Below are 23,214 nucleotides of genomic sequence, written 5' to 3' on the forward strand. Positions count from 1 at the left end.
GGAGTTAAACAAGCCTCTCTTTCAAACTTTCAACCTGCTTCATTTTATGAGGAAAGCTTTTAGTTTTCGTGGCTGACGCTACCAGCTATCGCTTTTCCGGATTTATCAATCCGGAAATACATGGTTGGGGATTTCTTAATCCCCGTTGACCAGCTGCTGTGGCACGCGGGTCTGGAGACCCGCAACAGTAATACTCCGGATTAAGAAATCCGAAGTAGCAGTATTTTCCTCTTCTTGAGGAGCAAAGACAATGGTAACAGGTGTAGGCTATCTACCTACAAGATTAGCCTATGCACAGGGACAGGCATTGAACCTGTGCATAGGCTAATCAATCCCATCAATCCCACAAATCCAACTTCAAACAGCAGTCCCCTTAAAATCCCATATCTCCGGCGTCCAGGTGTAGCTGCCGGGTTTGAGGGTGACGCAAAGGCCGGGTTTGGCCGCTACCTGCATCCGGATGACGCCGGTGGCGTATTCGTGGAGAGGGTAGAACTGGTGCATGCCGAGCCGGTCGAAAATGGCTGCTGCCGTAGCGCCGCCTTCCAGTACAATTTCCCGCACTTCCGTTTTCTCGAGCATCAGTTGCACGCCCTCCGCCATTTTTTTGCGTAAGGCATCGGCGGTGGCTGCCGGTCCAGTCGTGGCCGGGTCGATGGCGATGATGGCTTTCCCGCGCTCCTGCAGGTATCCCACCACCTCTTCGCGCCACGCCGCAAAACTTTCTTCTGAAGGTGCTTCTTCCTGTGCAATAGCGGCGGGCATGTAGGCAACCGGTCCGCCGGCTTTTTTTTCTGCCCGAACCATATCGCGGCTGTTGCTGAAGGTGCTGCCGCACACATACAGAGCAGGAGAGGCTATGGTGGCAGGTGCAGTCGACTTTTCAGTAGCTTTTTTCACCTGCAACGTATCCAGAATGGCTGTAAAGAAACCCGAAGCACCAGCTGCAAACACGGTTTCATCCAACTGACTCGCCCAGGCCGTGAGGTCGGCGGTGTCTTTGGCTTCGCCTATCACAATTCCTTCTGGTGGCAGCGGCTCCGAAGGTTTAAGGACCTGTACCTGACCTGCTGCAGCTCTCACCATAGCCACTGCACTTGCCGATGTAATAGCAAACTCCGGATCGGAGGCAAAGCTGGTTTCGTGCAGCGGCGTGCCGTGCAGGTAATAGGTGCCGTCGGTGAGCGTGCGGCCCAGGGCGGGGTTGGCGGGCACCAGCAGCGCCCGGTGCAGGTGGAGTACCCGCATCTGCGCCTGCATTTCGGCCAGCACGTGGCCCCGCAGCACCGAATCCGTTTTCTTAAAGAGCAGGCGCGGTTGTAATTTCGCTATAGCTTCGGTGACTTTGGCCATAATGGCTTCCGCTTCGGATTGGCTTCTGGAGCGGGTGTCGGTGGAGATAACGAGCAGGTCCGCTTTTGTTTGCGGGTCTACTTCCGAATTTATCTCCACCTCTAGCCCGTACCGCAGCCCGATACCGCCGAGTTCTGCCGCCCCGGTTAAATCATCTGCTATGACGGCTATCATCAGGCAGTCTCTTTTTCTACTGACCGATACTGCGCCAACTGCACGGCATTTTCAATGGCCAGAATCATTGCATCCGGACTGGCTACGCCTTTTCCGGCAATTTCAAAAGCGGTACCGTGGTCCACGGAAGTGCGGATGATTGGCAGGCCCATCGTGATATTTACGCCTTTTACGCTGTCCATCTGCTGCTTTTCGGCGTTCCACTTAAAGCCGGTGAGCTTGAACGGAATATGGCCCTGGTCGTGGTACATGGCTACCACACCGCCGTAGTAACCGGTTGCTGCCTTCGAGAACAGCGTATCGGCCGGTACCGGTCCTTCCACATCGTAACCCAGGCGACGGGCTTCTTCTACGGCTGGCAGTATCTCATCCGCTTCTTCGGTGCCAAACAGGCCGGAGTCGCCGGCATGCGGGTTCAGCCCGGCAATCCCGATTTTCAGGTTTTTCACGCCCAGGCTTTTGAGTCCGTTGTGCAGCAGCTCGGTAACTTCCAGGATTCGCGCCTTTTTTACGTTATCACACGCCTGGCGCAGCGACACGTGCGTAGACACGTGAATGACGCGCAGGTTGTCTTCGGCCAGCAGCATGGCGTATTTGTTTGTGCCGGTAAGGGTGGCGTAAATCTCGGTGTGGCCCGCAAAATGATGGCCCGCTTCGTTGATGGATTTCTTGTTGATGGGTCCGGTAACCGTAGCATCCACTTCTTTCGCTAAGGCCAGTTGAATCACTTTCTCCACTGCCCGGAAAGAAGCTTCGCCTGCCATGGCGGAAATCTCGCCGAACTTCAGCTGCTCCAGGTCCACGTTCTGCAGGTCGTACACGTCCAGCAGTCCGAGTTGGAACTTCGCGTCTTTCACGTCATGAATCGCATTTACTTTAGCATCGAGGTTTAGCTTCTGGATGATGTGCCGGAACACGCCTGCGTCGCCTACGATAAGTGGTTTGCAGATGGCGTGAATATTCTTGTCGAGCAATGCTTTTACGGCGATTTCCGGGCCGATGCTCGCCGGGTCGCCCATGGTTACGCCGATAATTGGTTTCTGTGACATATATTTTTTGTCTGAACTGTGATTTTTTTGATTTAAATGATTTGGTGTGATTAAGTCTTCTGCTTCAGGTGAGGTTCTTTTCTTCAGACACTCGCAGGAGCTGCGCACACTGCGAGGTCTTTTTCGTCTGAACCACGATTTGCAGAATTTTAGGATTGACAGGATTGAATAATTTGCTGATTCAAAAGTATAGAGATTGTGAAAAAGGTTTACAAAAGACCTCGCAGTGTGCGCAGCTCCTGCGAGTGTCTGGTGGCTGAAACGTTAATCAATCACAAAAACTCAAATCCTGTTAATCCTAAAATCTGCTTAATCCTGGTTCTGACAATTTAGACGCTCGCAGGTCTTGAAGACGCTGCGAGGTCAGTGCTTCTCTGCTACAGCTGAATCCCTTCCTTCCGCAGCAGGTCGTGAAGATTCTGCTTTAGCATTTCCCCCTCCTCATGCGTGCCCAGCGACAGCGGCGACATCATGTAGGGCTGGCAAAGTCCCGTTTCCTGTATCAGTTTTTTCAGGCCCCACAGCGATTCGCCCAGGGTGCGGCCGGACTGGTACAGGGCACCAAAAGCATCCGACAGGCGCTGGTAATGGAACGCCTTCTCCCGGTCTCCTGCATCCACGGCTCGTAGCATGTCCTGGTAAATGCCCGGGATAAAGTTGCCGGTGCTGGGGATCAGGCCGTCGGCGCCACGGAACAGCGCTTCGGCCGATTGGGCTGCCCAGCCCAGGAAGTAGCAGAAATCTTCGCGGTCGGCCCACAGCTCCAGCGACTCCTGCAGGCGCTCTTCGCTTCGTTCCGAGTCCTTTACGCCCACAATATTCAGGTGCTGGCTCAGCTTGTCGAGCACGTGCAGCGGAATGGACATGTGGGTGGTGGCGGGGATGTTGTAGATGATAAGCGGTCCCTGCACCTGGTCAGCCAGGTGTTCGAAGTAGGTAAACATTTGCTTTTCGGTGAGGGCGTAGTAGGAGGGGAGGTTGGCTGCCACCACGTCGATGCCTGCCTCAAACGCCGCGTGTGCCAGCGCCACCGATTCCTCCAGTACATTGGAGGCGATGCCGGCGTAATACACTTCGCCCGGCTGCTTGATGCTTCCGGCAAACTTGATGTACTCCAGCTTCAGGGAGAAAGGGAGCGAGGCAGACTCGCCGGTGGTGCCCAGGATGAAGGGCATGGTATTGTGCTGCCGGAAGTTCGTCACCATCTTCTCAAACGCCTCCTGGTCGAATTTAAAGTCGGCGGTGAGTGGTGTGACAGTGGGGACTACCACGCCGTTGTATTTGCTATGTCTTTTCATTGTTTTTGCTGTTGCCATTATCTTTTGCTGGTGCGAGCTTGCAGCTCGTACCTTTTCTATTTATTAAGCTGCCTGTTCGCAGCTATGGTCAGAAAGTACGAGCTGCAAGCTCGCACTAGCGTCGGGGGACTTTTTCCTACATTTAATAAGCCGCTGAATAAATCGCCACCGCATCTTCCAGCGTAACCGGCCGCGGGTTGTTCTTCAGCAGCCGCTGAATCTTCAGGGCGTCTTCGGCCATTTGCGGAATCGCTTCATTCGGAATACCTACTTCATGGAGTCTTGCCGGGGCGCCACATTCCTTTATAATAGTGCGGATTTTTTCGATGCCGCGTTGGGCTGTTGCCTCGTCGGTGGCGGCACGTTCGCAGCCCAGGGCTACTGCCACTTCGGCGTAGCGTTTGGGAGCGGCAGGCAAGTTGAACTCCATCACGAAGGGGAGGAGCAGCGCATTGCTGAGTCCGTGGGCGATGTGGAAGGAGGTTCCCAGCGGATAGGCAAGAGCGTGTACGGCGGCGGTGTTTACAGGGCCGAGGCAGAAGCCGCCAAGCATGCTGCCCATGGCTACCTGCGTGCGTGCTTCCTCGTTTGCGCCGTCCTGTACGGCAGTGGTGAGGTGTGCTGCAATTAACCGGATGCCTTCCAGGGCGAAGATGTCGATGAATGGCTGCGCAAACTTGTTGGTGTACGCTTCGAGGCAGTGGGTGAGGGCGTCGAGACCGGTAACGGCAGTAATCTGCGGCGGCACGCTCATGGTCAGCAGCGGGTCTACGTACACCACGTCGGGCAGCAGGTATGGGCTGATGATGCCTTTTTTCTGGTTGTCGGAATCGTCTACCAGAATGGCGTTGGGCGATACTTCGCTGCCGGTGCCGGAGGTGGCGGGCAGGCAGATGAGTTTGCAGCTGCGGCCTTTCAGGTTGCCGATGCCTACTATCTCCTGCAGCGTCTGCGTGTTATCGAGTTGCGCGGCTACGAGTTTGGCCACATCGAGCACACTGCCGCCGCCAATGCCTATCACCGCGTCCGGGTTTGCCTCCTTTGCCTGCACCATCAGCTTCTCAAAATCGCTGAACGACGGCTCCTGCACGATGCTGGTGTCGGTGCCGACACGGATGCCCTGCTGCCCGAGCTGCTGCAGCAGGCTCTCCAGTTGCGGGAGGAGCGGTGTGATGGTGACGATGAAGACGCTGGTGCAACCAAGACTGCTGATTTCATCGGTTAGTTGGGAGAGTACGCCTTTGCCGAATACCAGTTTGCCCGGAAACCCGATGGTCAGGGGGAGTGTGTTGACGAAGGCAGCTTCGGGAGCTGCTGTTTGCTGTTCTGTTATAGTTTTGTCCATACCTGGAATTTTAGGATGTTTTTATGGTTGTTGCCCCGCAGGAGCTTCTTACCTGCAGTTTGGCATCGAATACTACTTTTGCGGTTGGCCGCGACGGGTCTTTGATGCGCTGGAAGAGCAGCTCGGCTGCCCGTTTGCCCATCTCAAAGCCTGGTTGCTTTACAGCGGTCAGCGGCGGATTGAGCGAGATGGACCAGTACATATCGTCAAAACCTACCAGCGCTATTTCTTCCGGAATTTTCAGACCCTGCCGGTGTATCGTCTCCAGCGCGCCCAGGGTAATCAGGTTGTTACCCGTAAAAAGTGCAGTGGGTGGGGTGGGAAGTGCTAATAGCTCTTCTGTGAGCTTCATGCCGCTTTCGTGTTTCGAGTCGCCGTATTTTATCAGTTCCTCGTCCACCACGAGCTCGTTCTCCCGGAAAGCCATTTCGTAACCGGCCAGGCGGGCTCTGCTGGTTGGGATCTGCGGCAGCCCTGAGATATAGGCAATACGCCGGTGCCCCAGTTTGATTAAATGACTAACCGCATCGTAAGCGCCCTGCTGGTTGTCTACCAGCACCACGTCAGCTTCCACGCCCGTCAGGCCGCGGTCGATGCAGACGATAGGCAGACCGCTCAGCACCAGTCCGGCCACTTTCTGGTCGCGCCCGTGCACCGGCGCCACAATCAGACCGTCAATCGATTCAGATTTGAGGATGTCGAGGTAGAGCCGCTCCCGTTTCTCGTCCTGCGCGAAATTGCACATAATGGCGGCGTAGCCATGCTCATACATTACTTCTTCTATGCCGCGAATCACATCCACATAAAACGGGTTCTGAATATCCGGCAGCACCAGCCCGATGATTTTGCTGTTGCCCCCCTTGCTGCGCAGCCGCTGCGCCACCCGGCTTGGACGGAAGTTGAGCGACTTGATGGCCTGCTGCACGCGCTGCTGCGTGTCGGCATTCACCGTTTCGGGGTTGTTGAGCACCCTGGAAACAGTGGCTATCGAAACGCCGGCGGCTTTGGCTACATCAATCAGTTTGGTCATGGGCAAAGGGAAAATTATTGGAAACGTTTACATGGCCTGGCCTGCTTTGGCTGCTGAAAAGCTGTTTCTGCTGCTTTTATTATTTATGAAAACGTTTTCAGTAATTAAGCTAAGCAATTGTTTCTGAAAATGAAAGAAATTTTTAGCCAATGGTGCGGAAAGCAGGGCGAAGGAGGTGCTGTGGCAATGGAGGGTGCGGGTACAGATTAAAACATGCCTCGATCCCGTGGAAGAGGCCTGGCAGTTGGAAAAATGGAAGTACTTCCCCTTTTCCGGGTGCAGGTGTTTCGGATGCCGCTTGGTGGGGTTGCCTGTTATACCGGGTGTGCTGCTTTTTACTAATTATTACAGACGTGTTACCCGCCTTTTCCTGCTGCTTACCCTGATTTTACTGCTGTTGCTATATTGTATTTTGTGTTTTTAAATAACAAAAAAATATAAAAATAGTATTAGTTTTAACTGCTGGTGTTTTCTCAGTTGATGCTTCTGGCTGGTTCTGTGCTGGCGCCTGTTTACGCGTTTTCTGTTGCCTTTTCAATGCTGCATTTTACCTTTTCCCGGTAAAAGCCTGCTTATCGCTTTTATTGTCAAGAGTCTATAAAGCTTAAAACTTATTCTGTATGGATACAAAACTTCAAATACCCGTAGCGCCCGTTAAGGTGCCCGGATCTGTGGTGTCCTGCCTGCGGGTGTGGGTGCTGGTGGTAAGCTTGGGCTGCCTGTTTTCCGATTCTGCTTCTGCGCAGGATGAATTGTGGGGGCTTACGAATCGCTTAGGCCCGGGCGGTGCCGGAACCTTCTTTTCGATAAACAGTGATGGCGAAAACTTTACCGTTCACAAAGCCTATGTAAGCCCGCCTTCTTCTCCACAGGGAAGCCTGGTAAAGGGTGCGGACGGAAATTATTATGGCATGACGAGATCGGGTGGTACAGGAGCCGGTGTGGTGTTCAGGATAGGGGCAGACGGTACCGGCCTGACTGTGCTCCGTAGCTTTAACGCACCAACAGATGGCGGTAGTCCCAAAGGAAACCTTGTGCAGGGCAGTGATGGCTACTTCTACGGTTTAACCTTTTCTGGAGGTAAATACGACAGAGGGGCAGCTTTTAAAATAAAAAGCGACGGTTCGGGTTTTACAGTCCTCAGAAGTTTTGATCCGGCTGCTGATGGTTTCTATCCTTCCGGAAGCCTGGTGCAGGGTAAAGACGGTTACTTTTATGGTATGACCTCTTTCGGTGGCAAGCACAGTGGTGGAGTTATTTTTAAAATTAGCAGTGATGGCACAGACTATAAGGTGCTCAGGGACTTTGAATCGCTCACAGATGGCCGGGCTCCCTATGGCAGTTTGTTGCAGCTTAGCGATGGTTACTTCTACGGCCTGACAAGTGCTGGCGGTAGTAAGAGCCGGGGTACTGTTTTCAAAGTAAACTCTGATGGCACCGAGTTTACTGTTCTCAGAAACCTTAGCAGTGCAGAAGGAGCCTATCCACAAGGTAGCCTGGTTCAGGGGGCTGATGGGTACCTCTATGGCATGGGAGAAGCAGGAGGGGCCTATGGTGAAAACCTGCAGGGTAACGAAGGTGGTACTATCTTTAAAATCGGGACAGACGGAAAAGGTTTTGCCGTTCTCAAGGATTTCAATTCCGCAACAGATGGGAGTAGTCCTTTTGGAGATTTGTTACAAGGATCGGATGGTTACTTCTATGGCATGACGTGGATTGGTGGTACTAAGGGCGGTGGGACAGTTTTCAAAATTAAAAGTGATGGGAATGATTTTACAGTCTTAAAACACCTGGATGCATCCACCGACGGTGCTAGTCCATATGGTAGCCTGGTGCAGGATTTAAGTGGTAGCCTGCTCGGGATGACCAGCAGAGGGGGGGCAGGTTTTGGAACTGTTTTTAAAATAAACACCGACGGGTCTGGTTTTACGTTGCTCAGTAACTTTATTCCTTCTCCCGAAGATATATTAAGGCCCGATAAAAGTGTGATGCAGGGTGCCGATGGTTTCCTCTACGGCACGGCCACATATGGCGGACCGTCCGGGTTTGGTACGTTCTTAAAAATGCGTTCCGATGGTACGGTGATAGCGGTTCTTAAAAACTTCACCCCCGAAGAAGGTGTTTACCCCAACAGTAAAATGGTGCAGGGTACGGACGGTTATTTCTACAGTATGACAGCAGCCAGCGGTGGTACTAACAGCCATGGGACGATCTATAAAATTAAAGCCGATGGCACAGGCTTTTCTGTTTTGAAAAGATTTAACAATGCAACAGACGGCAGTTTTCCGCATGCCGGGCTGATTCAGGGTGCAGATGGTAGCTTCTATGGAATGACACATACAAGTGATGATGACAATAACCTTCATGATGGAACCATCTTTAAAATAAACGGCGACGGCTTTGGTTTCGCTGTTCTTAAAGCTTTTACAGGCGGCACTGACGGAGGTAGTCCGCAAGGTGGGCTGGTGCAAGGTCGGGATGGCAAGCTTTATGGTATGGCCCAGTCCGGAATTATCTTTAGAGTCAATACCAATGGGACGGAATATACTGTTATCAGGAAAATGGATACTGCGAAGGAAGGTTTTACTTCCTACGGCAGCCTGGTACAAGGCAGCGATGGTTACTTCTATGGCATGACGCAGTTAGGCGGAACGTACTGGGGGGGTACCATCTTCAAAATTAACAGTGACGGCACAGACTTTGCAATTCTCCGGCATTTCAACGCTGCCACAGATGGAAATGGTCCGTTAAGTGATTTAGTGGAAGGTGCGGATGGTAGCTTCTACGGGATGACGCCGAATGGTGGCAGCAATGGCTTTGGTACCATTTTTAAAGTCAGTGCCGATGGCTCTCAGTTCTCTGTCCTCAGGCACCTTAGCCCTGAAGATGGCGTCAATCCGCAAGGCAGCCTTGTGTTGCTGAAAGCGATCAGCTGCACACCACCCGCTCCTTCCTTCACAGCCGCCCCGCTTTGTGCCGGTAGCGCTACTGTCTTTTCCGATGCCTCAGCTAATGTAGCTGCCGGAGCAACTTATGCCTGGGACGTAGACAACGACGGCACTACCGACTACACCACCAGGGGCAACATCAGTCACACCTATGCCACGGCAGGTACTTATACCGCAAAGCTCACCATCCGGCAGGGCAGCTGCGAAGAGCGTTTTATGCAGCAGGTAGAAGTGCTGGAGTCGCCGGTGCCTTCCCTTGTCAGTTCGGATGCCGATAATGTTATCAACCCCGGAGACGAAGTGATGTTTACGGCAGGCGGCGGCACAGCATATACCTTTTATCTCAACGGCGAGGTGGTACAGGAAGCCTCCGAAGATAATACCTGGTCCTCCTCCGGTCTCTCCGACAAGGCCAGGATAAAAGTGCTGGTTGCATCTGCAGGCGGCTGCAGTGCCGAAAGTGCTGAATTAACTGTGTCGGTTCTCACGCCTGGTGCAGCCCCGGTTGTCTCTTCCTTTAGCCCGGCTGCAGGCATCGTGGATACCAGGGTGACCATCAAAGGGAAAAACTTTAACCAGGTGCAGCAGGTTACTTTTAATGGAGTTCCCTCCAGTTTCTATGTCAAAGACAAGTACACCATCAAAGCCTACGTGCCCATGGGTGCCAAAACCGGTAACATTGTAGTAGCGACAGCTTCGGGTAACTCAAAAAGTGACAAGAAATTTAAAGTCACCAAATCGGGGCCTGCAATCGTTAGCTTTACACCAGCCGCAGGTCCGGAAGGAGCAGAGGTGACATTGATCGGGGCCAACCTAAAGCATACAACCTCGGTTTCCTTTAATGGTGTGGCGGCTGCCAAGGTAAAGGTAGTGGATGATAACACCGTACTGGTGATAATTCCAAAAGGCGCCAAAAGCAGCAAGATCAGTATCAGCACCAAAGACGGCACGGATATCAGCAAAGCGAAATTTATTGTTACCCCGGAGGCGGCAGCCGTTTCAGCGCAAAAGTTACAGGTAGCGGAGCCGGAGGAAGCGCTGCAGGTATACCCGAACCCGTTCGTGCAAAAAGCCTCGGTGAACTTCACGCTGCAGCAGGGCGGAGCCTATGTGGTGGAGTTGTACGATGCAACAGGCAGGCTGGTCACCTTGCTGAAAAATGGAACAGCTGAACCGGGCGCCCGCAACCAGGTAGAAGTGGATGGTAGTAAATTAGCCAGGGGACTTTACATCGTCAGGTTGCACAGTAAGGAAGGAAGCAGAACCAAGACCCTAGTACTGGATAAATAGCTGCTAAAAAGTCTGCTGCTCCTGCCACCACAGCCGCTGCTCCTGAAAAAGTGGTTGGTAAAAAGTTAATGTGAACTCGAAATTAAACTAAGTATAAAGTGTTCTTATAATAAGAAAGTTAAATAAAGTAGTTCTTTGTTCTATGCTCGAAGGAAAAAGTTTCCAGTTTTCGCAGGAGGAGCCTTCTATGTGTTCCGGTGCTGAGCTCTGCTCAGCAGCCCGCAGCGCAGCGAAGGGCAGGTTCACATAGACAGCGACGGAAGCGAAAACGCGGCCCCACGGCCGAGGAGCGCACAAGGCTTACTATGAAACAGGCAGGTAAGAGGACACCGGATGAACAGTCACAGTTTGGTTTAAAATTTTTTCATTCCCGAGTTTACGTAAAAAGTAAAATTGTACAGCCAATACAAAAGCCCGATCCCGCAGCGGGCTTTTGTCGTTTTTAAAGTGTTCTGCTGCTGCCACCAAACCCGCTGCTGCTGCTTTATGCCCGGACGAGCTATCCGGTGATGAATTCTTCAGGAGTTTTTGGTGGAAATGACGGATAATTTACAGCCCAATGAAATTAATCTGCCGGAACAGCTGTTACGCTAGAAATGATTTTCGCTCTTGAATATTGTTTTTATATATAAATATGGTAACTTAGTAGCGAGGTAGCAAATGGGCGCGAAGCCTGCTGTTGCAGCTTGTTGCTTACTATTGGTAGTTTACCGTACTTCTTTTTTAGAAAAATATTTTTTAACCAGATAATAGTAATAATGATGAACCTGAATGTAAACTGGAAATTAAAAGGATGCTCTCTTTTGTTGGGGGTGATGTTGTTTTCTGCTGCGCCGGCCATGGCACAGAAAGAAGCTAAACCAACGAAACAAGAACAAGAGGCAGCGTACATTCGGGTTACAAACGAACGGGCCGATAAAATTGTGGCCAACCTGGGCGTAAAAAATAAAGCCAAAGCCCTGCGCGTGCGCAACCTGATCGCGCAGCAGTACCGCGACCTGAGTTACCTGCATGAATTCCGCGATGCACGCGTAAAAGCGGCCAAAGAGGGTGCCGGCGTAAACAAAAAAGCAGCTGAAGAACGCAAAACAGAGATTGAAGCATTTACCAATCAGGAACTGGAAAAACTGCACAAAAAGTACGTGGCCAACCTGCAGGCGGAACTGACGCCCAAGCAGGTAGACGGGGTAAAGGATGGCATGACCTACGGTGTGGTTCCTATCACCTACAAAGGTTACCAGGATATGCTGCCCAACCTGACCGAGGAGCAGAAAAAGCAGATCTGGGACTGGCTGGTAGAGGCACGTGAGCATGCCATGGATGCCGGTTCGTCGCACGAAAAGCATGGCTGGTTTGGTAAGTACAAAGGCCGCATCAACAACTACCTCTCTGCTGCCGGTTACGACCTGAAAAAAGCAGGCGATGAGTGGCAGGAGCGCATCAAAGCGGAAGCTGCTGCGAAAGAAGCCGCCAAAAAATAGAAGGTTGCTGCCTGGTGTAACATATGAGAATAACCAGAATACATCTGCAAGCCTTTTACAGGAGGCTCTGTATCAGGAATATAAAACATGACGTAAAGCGGCCGGTTATTTGTAAATAAATGAGCCGCTGCGCACAAACGACCCGGGAACAACAGGGTCACTTAAACAGGTAAGTGTCCAAAGGAATAAACAGCTGTATGCTGTTAGCTGCAGGTGCTATCCTGTATCCTGGAAAATACTGATAGGGGGAATGTAACTGTTCCTCCTATTTTTTTGCACCTCTCCGATTTGCGTATTTTGGTGTAAATATTATAATATAAAGATATTGTTTGGGCGTGGCAGCTTTTTTGCTGCTTCCACCACAGCCTTGCCACCTGAAAAAATGGAAAATTTCTGGTGCGCTAACAAATGATTGTGAATTTATTTTTGTATATTTGAAAATCATATTTATATTTAAATAAACAGCCACTGTTAGGGCGTGTTGATGATGGGTGTTTTTGCGGTAACACGATTTTGAGACACGTTATGGAGCAGGTCAGGCTGCGATGTTTTCGGTGATTTATGCAGTTCTGTTCGCTTCTTGTCAGGAATTTAGTTGAGCTGGTTCCGGAAGTGTGTTTCTGAATCGCCGCTGTTTGTATTAATTAACCTTCATGATATGAATAAATACTTTATCCCGGTTGTGGCATTAGCTGCGCTGTTGGGGGCTGCTCCAACAGCTTCGGCACAATATCCGAACGTGCCTAAAGAAGTGCAGGAAGCAACGAACAAAATGATGGAAGAAGCCATGCGTCACTCTGACGAGGCTTGGGCGAAAGCGCTTCCTGTCGTTGAAAAAGAAGCACGCGAAGGCAAGCCTTACATTCCGTGGGCTGCCAGGCCAACCGATCTGCCGCAGGCGGATATCCCGGCTTTCCCGGGAGCTGAGGGTGGTGGTTCTTACTCCTTCGGTGGCCGTGGTGGTAAAGTATATGTAGTAACAAGCCTCGAAGACAGCGGTCCGGGTACCTTGCGCGAAGCATGTGAAAAGGGTGGCGCGCGTATCGTGGTGTTTAACGTAGCCGGGATTATCCGTCTGAAAAGCCCGCTGATCGTGCGTGCGCCGTACATTACCATTGCCGGACAGACTGCTCCTGGCGACGGTGTTTGCGTGGCTGGTGAATCGTTCTGGATCAATACGCACGATGTGGTGATCCGCCATATGCGCTTCCGCCGTGGCGAAAAAAATGTGGGTCGTCGCGATGACGCCATTGGGGGCAATCCGGTGGGCAACATCATGATCGACCACGTGTCTGCCAGCTGGGGACTGGATGAGAACATGTCGATGTACCGCCATATGTACGATCCGGGTGATGGCAGCAAAGAATTGAAACTTCCTACGGTGAACATCACCATCCAGAACAGCATTTTCTCGGAAGCGCTCGATACCTGGAACCACGCCTTCGGCAGCACGCTGGGCGGGGAGAACTGTACCTTCATGCGCAACATGTGGGCCAACAATGCCGGCCGTAACCCTTCTATCGGCTGGAACGGTATCTTTAACTTCGTGAATAATATTGTGTTTAACTGGGTGCATCGTTCCGTTGACGGCGGCGACTATACAGCCCTTTATAATGTCATCAATAACTATTACAAACCGGGACCTGCTACTCCGAAAGATTCTCCGGTAGGACATCGTATCCTGAAGCCGGAGTCGGGACGCAGCAAGCTGGGTTACCTGGTGTTCGGTCGTGCTTATGTGAATGGCAACATCATGGAAGGCTATCCGGAGATAACCAAAGACAACTGGAACGGTGGCGTGCAGGTAGAAGATCTGCCAAACACCGGCGAATACCGCGATAAGATGCGTACCACCAGCCCGCTTCCGATGCCGTCCAATGTGACCATTATGCCAACCAAAGAAGCGTATGATTATGTGCTGGCCAATGCAGGCGCCACGCATCCGAAGCGCGACCCGGTAGATGCCCGCGTGGTTGAGCAGGTGCGAACCGGTGAGATCGATCCTAAAAAGAAAGTGAAACTGCCTGAAACGAACTTCAAGCACCGCCGACTGCCGGTAGATTCTTACAAAATCGGTATTATTACCGACATCAGCCAGGTGGGCGGTTACCCGGAATACAAAGGCAAGCCTTACAAAGATGCTGACAAAGACGGTATGCCGGATGATTGGGAAAAGAAATACAACCTGAACCCGAACGATGCTTCCGATGCAAACGGCGACATCAACGGCGATGGTTATACCAACATCGAGAAATATATCCACGGAATCGACCCAACTAAAAAAGTAGACTGGAAAGATCCGAAAAATAATTTCGATACACTGGCCCGCAAGTAAGCCAATAGTTACTACTGATAACACTACTTTAATTTAGCTGTTTTGAAGTGTTGGGAGATGCCTCGCTGTTTTGCAGTGAGGTTTCTCCGTTATCAGTTTCACGGTACAGTATTTAAACTGTACTAGCTGGCAGCAAGCGCCTAACAGCTTTAGCAGAGGTGCAGCGGCTGTGGTGGCAGGGGCAGCAGAAAAAAAAGTGCCTGCATCGCACCGAAATTATGCCACTGCTCCTGCCACCACAGCCGCTGCTGTTCACCGGGTAGTGCAGCAGCTGTAATTGAATGTTTTAAGTTGAGCAATACAACTGATCATCAGTAAAAAGTCATATATGAAAAAGTATTTCATTCCCTTTTTAAGCATTGCCGCCATCTTGGGTGCTGCTCCTGCAGCCACTGCCCAATATCCCACCATTCCGCCGGAAATGGAGGCGAAAGCAGAAGCTGACCTGGACGCAGTAAAACGCCGTTCCGACGAGGCCTGGAAAAAAGCGCTGCCCATCATTCAAAAAGAAGCGCTGGAAGGCAAACCGTATATTCCATGGGCTGCTGTGCCATCCGACCTGCCACAGGCTGATATTCCGGCGTTCCCGGGAGCGGAAGGCGGGGGCATGTACTCCTTTGGTGGCCGTGGCGGTAAAGTGTTTGTCGTAACCAACCTCAACGACAGCGGTCCCGGCTCTTTCCGGGAAGCCTGCGAGCAGGGCGGCGCGCGCATTGTGGTGTTTAACGTAGCCGGTATTATCAACCTGAAAAGCCCGGTTATTGTGCGGGCGCCTTATATTACCATTGCCGGACAAACGGCTCCTGGCGACGGGGTGTGTATTGCCGGGGAGACAGTGTGGATTGACACACACGATGTGGTGATCCGCCACATGCGCTTCCGCAGAGGCGGAACAGACGTTACCCGCCGCGACGATGCTCTGGGCGGCAACCCGATCGGCAACCTGATGGTGGACCACGTGTCGGCCAGCTGGGGACTGGATGAAAATATTTCGATGTACCGCCACCAGTACGATGCCGGCGACGGGAAGCTGCAGAAGCTGCCGACGGTAAACGTTACGTTCCAGAACTGCATCTCCTCCGAGTGCCTCGATACCTACAACCACGCCTTTGGCAGCACCATTGGTGGCTTGAACAGCACCTTTGCCCGAAACCTGTGGGCCAGCAATATTTCCCGCAACCCGTCTATCGGGATGTATGGCAGCTTTAACTTTGTGAACAACGTGGTGTTTAACTGGTGGAACCGTTCTGCCGACGGCGGCGACCACCGCTCACAGTTCAACTTTATCAACAACTACTACAAGCCGGGTCCGATCACGCCAACCAACGAGCCCGAAGGCTTCCGTATCCTGAAGCCGGAGTCGAACAGGGCAGCAAAAGGTGTGCAGGAATACGGGCGCGCGTATGTAACAGGCAACATTATGGAAGGCAACGAACGTGTGACCAAAGATAACTGGGATGGCGGCGTGCAGGTAGGCGACCAGGCCAATGCCGGTAAATACACAGAGCTTATCCGGATGAAGAAGCCTTTCCCGATGGCTCCGGTAACCATTGTGCCCACCAAAGATGCCTACGAGTATGTGCTGGCCAACGCAGGTGCCACCTTGCCGAAGCGCGACCCGGTAGACGAGCGGATTGTGCGGCAGGTGCGAACCGGGAAGATAGAGTACAAGGAGAAAAACATTCAGACCGGTGTTGGCAAAGAATTTATCAAGCGTCGTTTGCCGGAAGATTCCTATAAGAAAGGCATTATCACGCACGTCAGCCAGGTGGGCGGTTATCCGCAATACAAAGGCAAACCCTACAAAGATTCCGACAACGACGGCATGCCCGACGACTGGGAAAAGAAATACAACCTGAACCCGAACGATGCTTCCGACGCCAACGGCGACATTAACGGCGACGGTTATACCAACATCGAGAAATACATCAACGGCATCGACCCAACTAAAAAAGTAGACTGGAAAGATCCGAAAAACAATTTTGATACACTGGCCAGCGCCAGAAAATAAGCGCAGCGCCGGTTTCCGAATCAGTAAAATTTAAACAAGCCCTGCTGTGAGGTAAAACCTGCAGCAGGGCTTCCTGAAACATACCCTCTAAAAAGTGCTGAAAAGTAACCGTTCCGTGATTAGTGACTTAAGGTTAAAATTCCATTTTTGTGTAGCAGCATGCTTTTTTGCTGCGTTTATGGTGATAAATGTGGCTGCCCGGGCACAGGAAGCTCCGCCGCCCGTTTCGCTGAACAAAGAAGGAAAGCTGGTTTATGTTCCCGATGCACAGGGCAACCGCGTGCCGGATTTCTCTTACAGCGGCTACATGGCAGGCGAACAGCCCATTCCGGATGCGCCGGTAAAGGTGGTGGTGCCGCTTACCAAAGGCGATGCCACCCTCCGCATCCAGGCTGCCCTCGATTATGTGGGCTCATTGCCTGCAGATGCAAGTGGCATAAGAGGTGCTGTACAACTGGAGAAAGGTACCTATGAGGTTAACGGAAATCTCTTCATCAACACCTCCGGTGTGGTGCTGCGCGGCAGCGGCATGGGCGAAGGCGGTACCGTATTGCTGGGCAGCGGCCTCGACCGCCACACGCTCATCACCATTAAAGGGAAGAACGACAGGCAGGTAAAGCCCTCTGTAAAGGTTACAGATACCTATGTGCCGGTCAACGCCATGAAAATGAACGTCGCTTCGCCGGGTTCATTTAAAGCAGGCGACAAAGTGCTGGTGCAGCGCCCGAGTACCAAAGAGTGGATCAAGCTGCTGCAGATGGAGGAGTTTGGCGGCGAGACTGGCTACATCGGCTGGAAGCCCGGTGAGCGCGACATCTTCTGGGACAGAACGGTGGTAGCTGTTAACGGGAACACCATCACGCTCGATGCGCCCATCACCACGGCCCTCGATGCCAACTATGGCGGCGGGAACGTTGCCACGTACACCTGGCCGGGCCGTATTTCGCAGGTCGGGGTTGAAAATTTGAAACTTGAGTCAACCTACAACAAAAACAATCCGAAAGACGAAGCCCACCGCTGGATGGCGATTACGCTGGAAAATGTAAGCGACGCCTGGGTGCGCCAGGTGGTGTTCGAGCATTTTGCAGGTTCGGCAGTTGCAGCTTTCGCCACAGCCAAACGTGTAACGGTAGAAGATTGCAAATCGATTAATCCGGTTTCCGAAATTGGCGGACACCGCCGCTACACCTTCCTGACGAACGGGCAGCAAACGCTGTTTGAACGGCTTTTTGCCGAGAATGGCTACCACGATTTTGCCGTAGGCTTTATGGCTGCCGGACCCAATGCTTTTGTGCAGTGCGAATCGTCGCTGCCTTACAGCTTCAGCGGCGCTATCGACAGCTGGGCTTCCGGTGTGCTGTTTGATATTGTGAATGTAGATGGCAATGCCCTCCGTTTCCGGAACAGGTCGCAGGATGCACAGGGGGCAGGCTGGAGTGCCGCCAACAGCATGTTCTGGCAATGTTCTGCCGCATTAATTGAAAATTACGCACCGCCTGGTGCCATGAACTGGGCCATTGGCGCCTGGTCGCAGTTTGGCGGCAACGGTTACTGGGGCAGCGTGAACAGCCACGTAAAACCCCGCAGCCTGTACTATGCCCAACTGAGCGACCGCATCGGCGAGAAAAAGGTAGCGCCGCGCCATTTCCTGCTGCCCGTAGATTCCGAAGCCACCAGCAGCCCGACGGTAGACCAGGCGATGGCACTTACGGCCCTGGCAGCAAGTGCGCTGCCTTTGCTCCCCGACTGGATTATGGAGGCCCCTAAACGCCATCCCATTCCGGTGCAGACTTCCAACGTGAAATCCATTGATAAGATAAAATACAAAGCGCCGGTTCCGGCTAAACCAGGTGCACCGTTGCACATCGAAAATGGCTGGCTGGTACGTGGCAATACCATCCTGACAGGCAAGAGAATTGATGTGCCCTGGTGGCGGGGCGATGTGCGCTATTATGAGTTGCCAAAGGCTAAGCCTGCCGTTACCCGCTATGTGCCGGGCCGCACTGGTACCGGGCTTACCGACGACCTGGAAGAAGTAACCGACCTCATGCAACAGCAGCAGGTAGTGGCGCTGGAGCATAATTACGGCCTGTGGTACGAACGGCGCCGCGACGACCACGAACGCGTGCGCAGAATGGACGGCGAAGTGTGGGCGCCCTTTTATGAGCAGCCCTTTGCCCGCAGCGGACAAGGCACCGCCTGGGATGGACTGAGCCGCTACGACCTCACCAAGTATAACCACTGGTACTGGAGCCGCCTGAAAGAGTTTGCCAACCTGGCTGACCAGAAGGGGCTGTTGCTGGTGCATCAGAACTATTTCCAGCACAACATCCTGGAAGCAGGCGCACACTGGGCCGACTCTCCCTGGCGACCAGCCAACAACGTAAACGAAACCGGTTTCCCGGAACCGCCGCCCTATGCCGGCGACAAACGCATTTTCCTGGCCGAGCAGTTTTACGACATTTCACACCCGACACGCCGCGCGCTGCACAAAGCTTACATCCGCCAATGCCTCGATAATTTTTCAGGTAACACAGGCGTGCTGCAACTCATCAGTGCCGAATATACAGGGCCTTTGCATTTCGTGGAATTCTGGCTCGATACCATCAAAGAATGGGAGAAGGAAACCGGCAAGAATGCGCTGGTTTGCCTGAGCACGACCAAAGATGTGCAGGATGCCATTTTAGCCGACCCGGCACGTGCTGCTGTAGTGGATTTGATTGACATCCGGTACTGGAGCTACCGCGAAGATGGCAGCCTGTATGCACCTGCCGGAGGGGTAAACCTGGCGCCAAGGCAGCACGCACGCCAGGTAAAACCAGGTAAGCGTTCTGCGGAGCAGGTGTACCGGGCGGTGCGGGAGTACCGCGACAAGCATCCGGACAAACCGGTTATCTTCTCCGAAGGCAATTACGATGCGTATGGCTGGCCTGTGTTTATGGCCGGCGGCTCCCTGGCGACAATTGCAGCAGATGTTCCTGCCGCTCTCCTGGCCGATGCCGCTACCATGAAACCTGCCGACCTGCCGGGCAAACCGGAAGGGCAGTGGGCCTTGCAAAACGGAGGCAAAGGTTACATTGTGTACAGTGCTTCCGGTAAGCCGGTGCAACTCGATTTATCAGGAAATTCAGGTAATTACAAAGTGCAGTGGTTTGATGCCGAAACCGGAAAGCTTCTTGATAAAGCGGAGCGTGTAAAGGCTGGCAAAGTGCTGCAACTGCAAAGCCCGAAAGCAGGTGCTGCCGTTGTGTGGGTGACGAAATAAATTTAAAAATTTAATAAGCATATATTCCTTAGATGAATCTTAACAACATGTTTAAAAGCATTTGCTCTTTTTTGCTGCTGGCTTTGCTCTTTACGGCCTGCGACACACAGAAAAAAACAGAAACGGCTGAAAATGAAAACGGGGGTGAGGTTGGCAAACTGAAGATATCGGAAAACGGCCGTTACTTCATGAAGGCCGATGGCGAACCTTTTTTCTGGCTGGGCGATACCGGCTGGCTGCTGTTCTCCAAACTAACCCGCCAGGAAGCAGACACTTACCTGGAAAACAGGCAGCAGAAAGGCTTTAACGTGGTGCAGGTCATGACGCTGCATACCGTTGGCGCCGTGAACGCGTATGGCGATACGGCTTTGGTAAACAAAAACCTGGGCCAGCCGAAAGTTACAGAAGGCAACAACCCCGAAGATTCCACGCAATACGATTTCTGGGATCACGTGGATTACATCGTAGACAATGCAGCCAAAAGAGGTATCTACATGGCCATGGTACCTATCTGGGGAACCGACGTGAAAGGCGGTATGGTTACGCAGGAACAGGCCGAGCAGTATGCTACTTTCCTGGCCAACAGGTACAAAGACCGTGAAAACATCATCTGGCTGAATGGCGGCGATATCAAAGGCTCTGATTCGCTGCAGGTGTGGAATACGATCGGTAAAACATTGCGCCAGCATGATTCTAACCATTTAATAACGTTCCACCCGCGTGGCAGGACATCCTCCACGGACTGGTTCCACAATGAAGAATGGCTGGACTTTAACATGTTCCAGTCAGGCCACCGCAACTACGCCCAGGACACCTCCGCAGGCGAAGAACGTCACTATGGCGAAGACAACTGGAAATTCATTAATGCAGCTTATAGCATGAAGCCTGTTAAGCCGATCCTGGACGGCGAGCCTTCTTATGAAATGATTCCGCAGGGGCTGCACGACCCGGAACAGCCTTACTGGAACGCCAGCGACGTGCGCCGTTATGGCTACTGGTCTGTGTTTGCAGGTGGCAGCGGCTACACGTATGGGCACAACACCGTGATGCAGATGCTCAAGCCATCCGACAAAGGCAGCGCCTTCGGAGCCAAAGGCGTCTGGAACGATGCTATCGACCACCCGGGAGCAGCACAAATGGTACACCTGAAAAAACTGATGCTTTCCCGACCATACTTCGAGCGGGTGCCGGACCAGTCGCTGATAGCCGGCGAACAGGGCGAGAAGTACGACAGACTCATGGCTACCCGCGGCAAAGACTACGCCTTTATCTACACCTACACCGGCCGTGACATGAAGATAAATATGGGCAAAATAGAAGGCGAAAATGTAAAAGCCTCCTGGTACAACCCGCGCAACGGAACCTATACCGAAATTGGCACTTTCCCGAACAAAGGCGTGCAGGAGTTTAACCCACCAGGCGAAAAAGAAAACGGCAACGATTGGGTGCTGGTACTGGACAAAACCTAATGTTAGTTAAGAGTTAAGAGTGCAGGTTGAGGCCGTGACCTCGCAGTGTGCGCAGCTCCTGCGAGTTTCTGACGGCCCTGACCTCGCAGCGTCTTCCGGTAGAAACGCTGAAAAAACGAAAGAACCAAACAACCGATATGATCAAACAATTCTCCCTGCTACTGCTGAGCCTGGTACTCCTGGCTTCGTGCAGTTCCACAACCAGCGACAGCAATGCAGATAACACAGGTGTAGCCGTTGAAGGTGCGGAGTCAAAAGAAGTATACATGTTTACTTCCTTTCACGAACCTGCCGATGAAGGACTCCGCCTGCTTTACAGCTACGATGGCTACAAATGGGATTCCGTAGGCGGTGTTTTCCTGAAACCAAATGCCGGCGAAGGCAAACTGATGCGCGATCCCTCGATGGTGCAGGGACCGGATGGTACCTACCACCTGGTCTGGACAACCGCCTGGCGCGGCGACAAAGGCTTTGGCTATGCCAGCTCCAAAGATCTGATCAACTGGTCGGACCAGAAGTTTGTGGAGGTAATGGCACACGAGCCGGAAACCGTGAATGTGTGGGCGCCGGAGCTGTTTTACGACGAAGAAAACGAGCGGTACATCATCATCTGGGCCTCTACCATTCCAAATCGTTTTGAACGTGGCGTGGAAGACGAGAAGAACAACCACCGCATGTACTACACCACCACCAAGGATTTTAATACCTTTACCGAAACAAAACTTTTCTCAGATCCCGGGTTCAGCATCATCGATGCCGTGATTGTGAAGCGGGAGAAAGACGATTATGTGCTGGTGCTGAAAGACAACACCCGGCCTAACCGGAACCTGAAAGTAGCTTATGGAGATACTCCGCTCGGTCCCTGGAAAAATGTGTCGGAGCCGTTTACCGGTAACTTTGTGGAAGGGCCAACGGTGCTGAAGCTGGGAGATGAGTATCATATTTACTACGATGTGTACGAGAAGAAAATCTACGGTGCTTCCAAAACCAAAGACTTTAAAACGTTCACGGACGTAACCGACCAGATGTCGTTCCCGGTGGGGCACAAGCATGGCACGATTTTTAAGTCTAATGAAAAAGTGCTGGAAGGCGTGAAGAAGCACGCAGCGCAGCAGCAAGCGACTAAATCAAACGCACAATAACCGGAGACAGTGAATTTAATGCTGCTTGATGTAACATAGCTTGACGGGATTTGCAATCCCGTCTTAACTGGGCCGTCGGATTTGCAATCCGACATTACCAGCAGCAGAAGAACGCAACCAGCAGCTAAAACAAGAACATAAGCAACAACACCAGAAAATGCACGAAGAAAACAACAGCCGCAGAGGGTTTATCAGGAAAGCGTCGATAAGCGGATTAGCAGCGCTCAGCATTCCTGCCATTGTCACCGATGCCCTGGCTGCTCATAAGGGAAAAACAGTAAAGCTGCAGCAAAACGATGTTATCCTGTTCCAGGGCGATTCCATTACCGATGCACGCCGCAAACGCGACGACCTGACGGTAAACGGTGCTTCAGCTTTAGGAACCGGCTATGCATTTATGGCCGCTTCGGACTTACTGTGCAAATATGCCGGCAAAAGCCTGAACATCTACAACAAAGGCATCAGCGGCAACAAAGTATACCAACTGGCAGAACGCTGGGAGACCGATGCGCTGGAACTGAAGCCAAACGTACTCAGCGTCCTGATTGGGGTAAACGACTTCTGGCACACGCTGGTGCGCGACTACAAAGGGACCATCAAAACCTATAAAGAAGACTACACCACCCTGCTCGACCGCACCAAGCAGAAGTTCCCGGAGGTGAAGTTCATCATCGGAGAGCCTTTTGCGGTGAAAGGAATCAAGTCAGTAGACGAGAGCTGGTTTCCGGCCTTCAACGACTACCAGAAAGCCGCCCGCGAGATAGCCGATAAATACGATGCGGCTTTTATCCCGTATCAGAGCATTTTCGACAAAGCCCAGAAAGATGCCCCCGGCAGCTACTGGACCTACGACGGCGTGCACCCGACCATCGCCGGGAACCGCCTGATGGCCAATGCCTGGCTGGAGACGGTGAAAGGATAGAAGCTTTTTCTTTCTGAGGTGCAGTGGCAATGGTGGCAGGTGCAGTGATTATTACATGCCTTGCTGCAGTTGATAACTGATGTAACGCAGAATGTTTTGTCC

At 52.3% G+C, this 23,214-nt stretch carries 13 protein-coding genes; 8 read left to right on the forward strand and 5 right to left on the reverse strand.

Features of this window, described 5'->3' with window-relative positions:
* Window positions 1-357: 357 nt before the first annotated feature.
* The 5 genes from DCW36_RS00595 to DCW36_RS00615 all read right to left on the reverse strand — a co-directional run bounded on the left by DCW36_RS00595 (window position 358) and on the right by DCW36_RS00615 (window position 6,249).
* Window positions 358-1,527 (reverse strand): four-carbon acid sugar kinase family protein, encoded by a 1,170-nt coding sequence (locus tag DCW36_RS00595; RefSeq protein WP_114782510.1) that lies wholly within the window; start codon window positions 1,525-1,527, stop codon window positions 358-360.
* Complete coding sequence (gene pdxA / locus DCW36_RS00600; protein ID WP_114782511.1) at window positions 1,527-2,576, reverse strand: 4-hydroxythreonine-4-phosphate dehydrogenase PdxA; 1,050 nt, start codon at window positions 2,574-2,576, stop codon at window positions 1,527-1,529. Before pdxA ends, DCW36_RS00595 begins: the two co-directional genes overlap by 1 nt.
* A 377-nt stretch (window positions 2,577-2,953) precedes the next feature.
* Window positions 2,954-3,874 carry a dihydrodipicolinate synthase family protein gene (locus tag DCW36_RS00605; protein ID WP_114782512.1) on the reverse strand — a complete coding sequence of 307 codons (921 nt, stop codon included), beginning with the start codon at window positions 3,872-3,874 and terminating at the stop codon, window positions 2,954-2,956.
* A gap of 142 nt (window positions 3,875-4,016) precedes the next feature.
* On the reverse strand, window positions 4,017-5,219 hold the full coding sequence (locus tag DCW36_RS00610) for an iron-containing alcohol dehydrogenase (protein ID WP_114782513.1): 1,203 nt from the start codon (window positions 5,217-5,219) through the stop codon (window positions 4,017-4,019).
* Between the two features lie 10 nt (window positions 5,220-5,229).
* Window positions 5,230-6,249, reverse strand: coding sequence for a LacI family DNA-binding transcriptional regulator (locus DCW36_RS00615; protein WP_114782514.1), 1,020 nt, complete (start codon window positions 6,247-6,249; stop codon window positions 5,230-5,232).
* Between the two features lie 620 nt (window positions 6,250-6,869).
* Between DCW36_RS00615 and DCW36_RS00620 the strand changes: the two genes are divergently transcribed.
* The 8 genes from DCW36_RS00620 (at window position 6,870) to DCW36_RS00655 (ending at window position 23,112) form a co-directional block, all read left to right on the forward strand.
* On the forward strand, window positions 6,870-10,487 hold the full coding sequence (locus tag DCW36_RS00620; protein ID WP_114782515.1) for a choice-of-anchor tandem repeat GloVer-containing protein: 3,618 nt from the start codon (window positions 6,870-6,872) through the stop codon (window positions 10,485-10,487).
* A 758-nt stretch (window positions 10,488-11,245) separates the two neighbouring features.
* Window positions 11,246-11,968 carry a DUF3826 domain-containing protein gene (locus tag DCW36_RS00625; RefSeq protein ID WP_240675988.1) on the forward strand — a complete coding sequence of 241 codons (723 nt, stop codon included), beginning with the start codon at window positions 11,246-11,248 and terminating at the stop codon, window positions 11,966-11,968.
* A gap of 658 nt (window positions 11,969-12,626) precedes the next feature.
* Window positions 12,627-14,303 (forward strand): pectate lyase family protein, encoded by a 1,677-nt coding sequence (locus tag DCW36_RS00630; protein ID WP_114782516.1) that lies wholly within the window; start codon window positions 12,627-12,629, stop codon window positions 14,301-14,303.
* A gap of 328 nt (window positions 14,304-14,631) precedes the next feature.
* The gene (locus tag DCW36_RS00635; protein ID WP_114782517.1) at window positions 14,632-16,314 is read left to right on the forward strand and encodes a polysaccharide lyase; all 1,683 of its coding nucleotides are present in this window, start codon (window positions 14,632-14,634) and stop codon (window positions 16,312-16,314) included.
* A 178-nt stretch (window positions 16,315-16,492) separates the two neighbouring features.
* Complete coding sequence (locus tag DCW36_RS00640) at window positions 16,493-19,579, forward strand: DUF6298 domain-containing protein (protein ID WP_114782518.1); 3,087 nt, start codon at window positions 16,493-16,495, stop codon at window positions 19,577-19,579.
* Between the two features lie 47 nt (window positions 19,580-19,626).
* Entirely contained in the window at window positions 19,627-21,048 is a 1,422-nt protein-coding gene (locus DCW36_RS00645) for a glycoside hydrolase family 140 protein (RefSeq protein WP_114782519.1), read from the forward strand.
* Between the two features lie 137 nt (window positions 21,049-21,185).
* Window positions 21,186-22,190, forward strand: coding sequence for a glycoside hydrolase family 43 protein (locus DCW36_RS00650; protein WP_114782532.1), 1,005 nt, complete (start codon window positions 21,186-21,188; stop codon window positions 22,188-22,190).
* 157 nt (window positions 22,191-22,347) lie between these two features.
* Complete coding sequence (locus DCW36_RS00655) at window positions 22,348-23,112, forward strand: SGNH/GDSL hydrolase family protein (RefSeq protein ID WP_114782520.1); 765 nt, start codon at window positions 22,348-22,350, stop codon at window positions 23,110-23,112.
* Window positions 23,113-23,214 lie beyond the last annotated feature (102 nt).

It is taken from the genome of Botryobacter ruber (assembly GCF_003347595.2).
GTDB classification, from domain to species: Bacteria; Bacteroidota; Bacteroidia; order Cytophagales; family Hymenobacteraceae; genus Pontibacter; species Pontibacter ruber_A.

Excerpts from the sequence above, each read along its gene's own strand:
- DCW36_RS00635 (WP_114782517.1), top strand. The coding sequence starts at position 14,632 with ATGAAAAAGTATTTCATTCCCTTTTTAAGCATTGCCGCCATCTTGGGT.
- DCW36_RS00620 (WP_114782515.1), top strand. The coding sequence starts at position 6,870 with ATGGATACAAAACTTCAAATACCCGTAGCGCCCGTTAAGGTGCCCGGA.
- DCW36_RS00595 (WP_114782510.1), bottom strand. The coding sequence starts at position 1,527 with ATGATAGCCGTCATAGCAGATGATTTAACCGGGGCGGCAGAACTCGGC.
- DCW36_RS00640 (WP_114782518.1), top strand. The coding sequence starts at position 16,493 with ATGGTGATAAATGTGGCTGCCCGGGCACAGGAAGCTCCGCCGCCCGTT.
- DCW36_RS00625 (WP_240675988.1), top strand. The coding sequence starts at position 11,246 with ATGATGAACCTGAATGTAAACTGGAAATTAAAAGGATGCTCTCTTTTG.
- DCW36_RS00605 (WP_114782512.1), bottom strand. The coding sequence starts at position 3,874 with ATGAAAAGACATAGCAAATACAACGGCGTGGTAGTCCCCACTGTCACA.
- DCW36_RS00655 (WP_114782520.1), top strand. The coding sequence starts at position 22,348 with ATGCACGAAGAAAACAACAGCCGCAGAGGGTTTATCAGGAAAGCGTCG.
- DCW36_RS00615 (WP_114782514.1), bottom strand. The coding sequence starts at position 6,249 with ATGACCAAACTGATTGATGTAGCCAAAGCCGCCGGCGTTTCGATAGCC.
- DCW36_RS00630 (WP_114782516.1), top strand. The coding sequence starts at position 12,627 with ATGAATAAATACTTTATCCCGGTTGTGGCATTAGCTGCGCTGTTGGGG.
- DCW36_RS00610 (WP_114782513.1), bottom strand. The coding sequence starts at position 5,219 with ATGGACAAAACTATAACAGAACAGCAAACAGCAGCTCCCGAAGCTGCC.
- DCW36_RS00650 (WP_114782532.1), top strand. The coding sequence starts at position 21,186 with ATGATCAAACAATTCTCCCTGCTACTGCTGAGCCTGGTACTCCTGGCT.
- DCW36_RS00645 (WP_114782519.1), top strand. The coding sequence starts at position 19,627 with ATGTTTAAAAGCATTTGCTCTTTTTTGCTGCTGGCTTTGCTCTTTACG.
- pdxA (WP_114782511.1), bottom strand. The coding sequence starts at position 2,576 with ATGTCACAGAAACCAATTATCGGCGTAACCATGGGCGACCCGGCGAGC.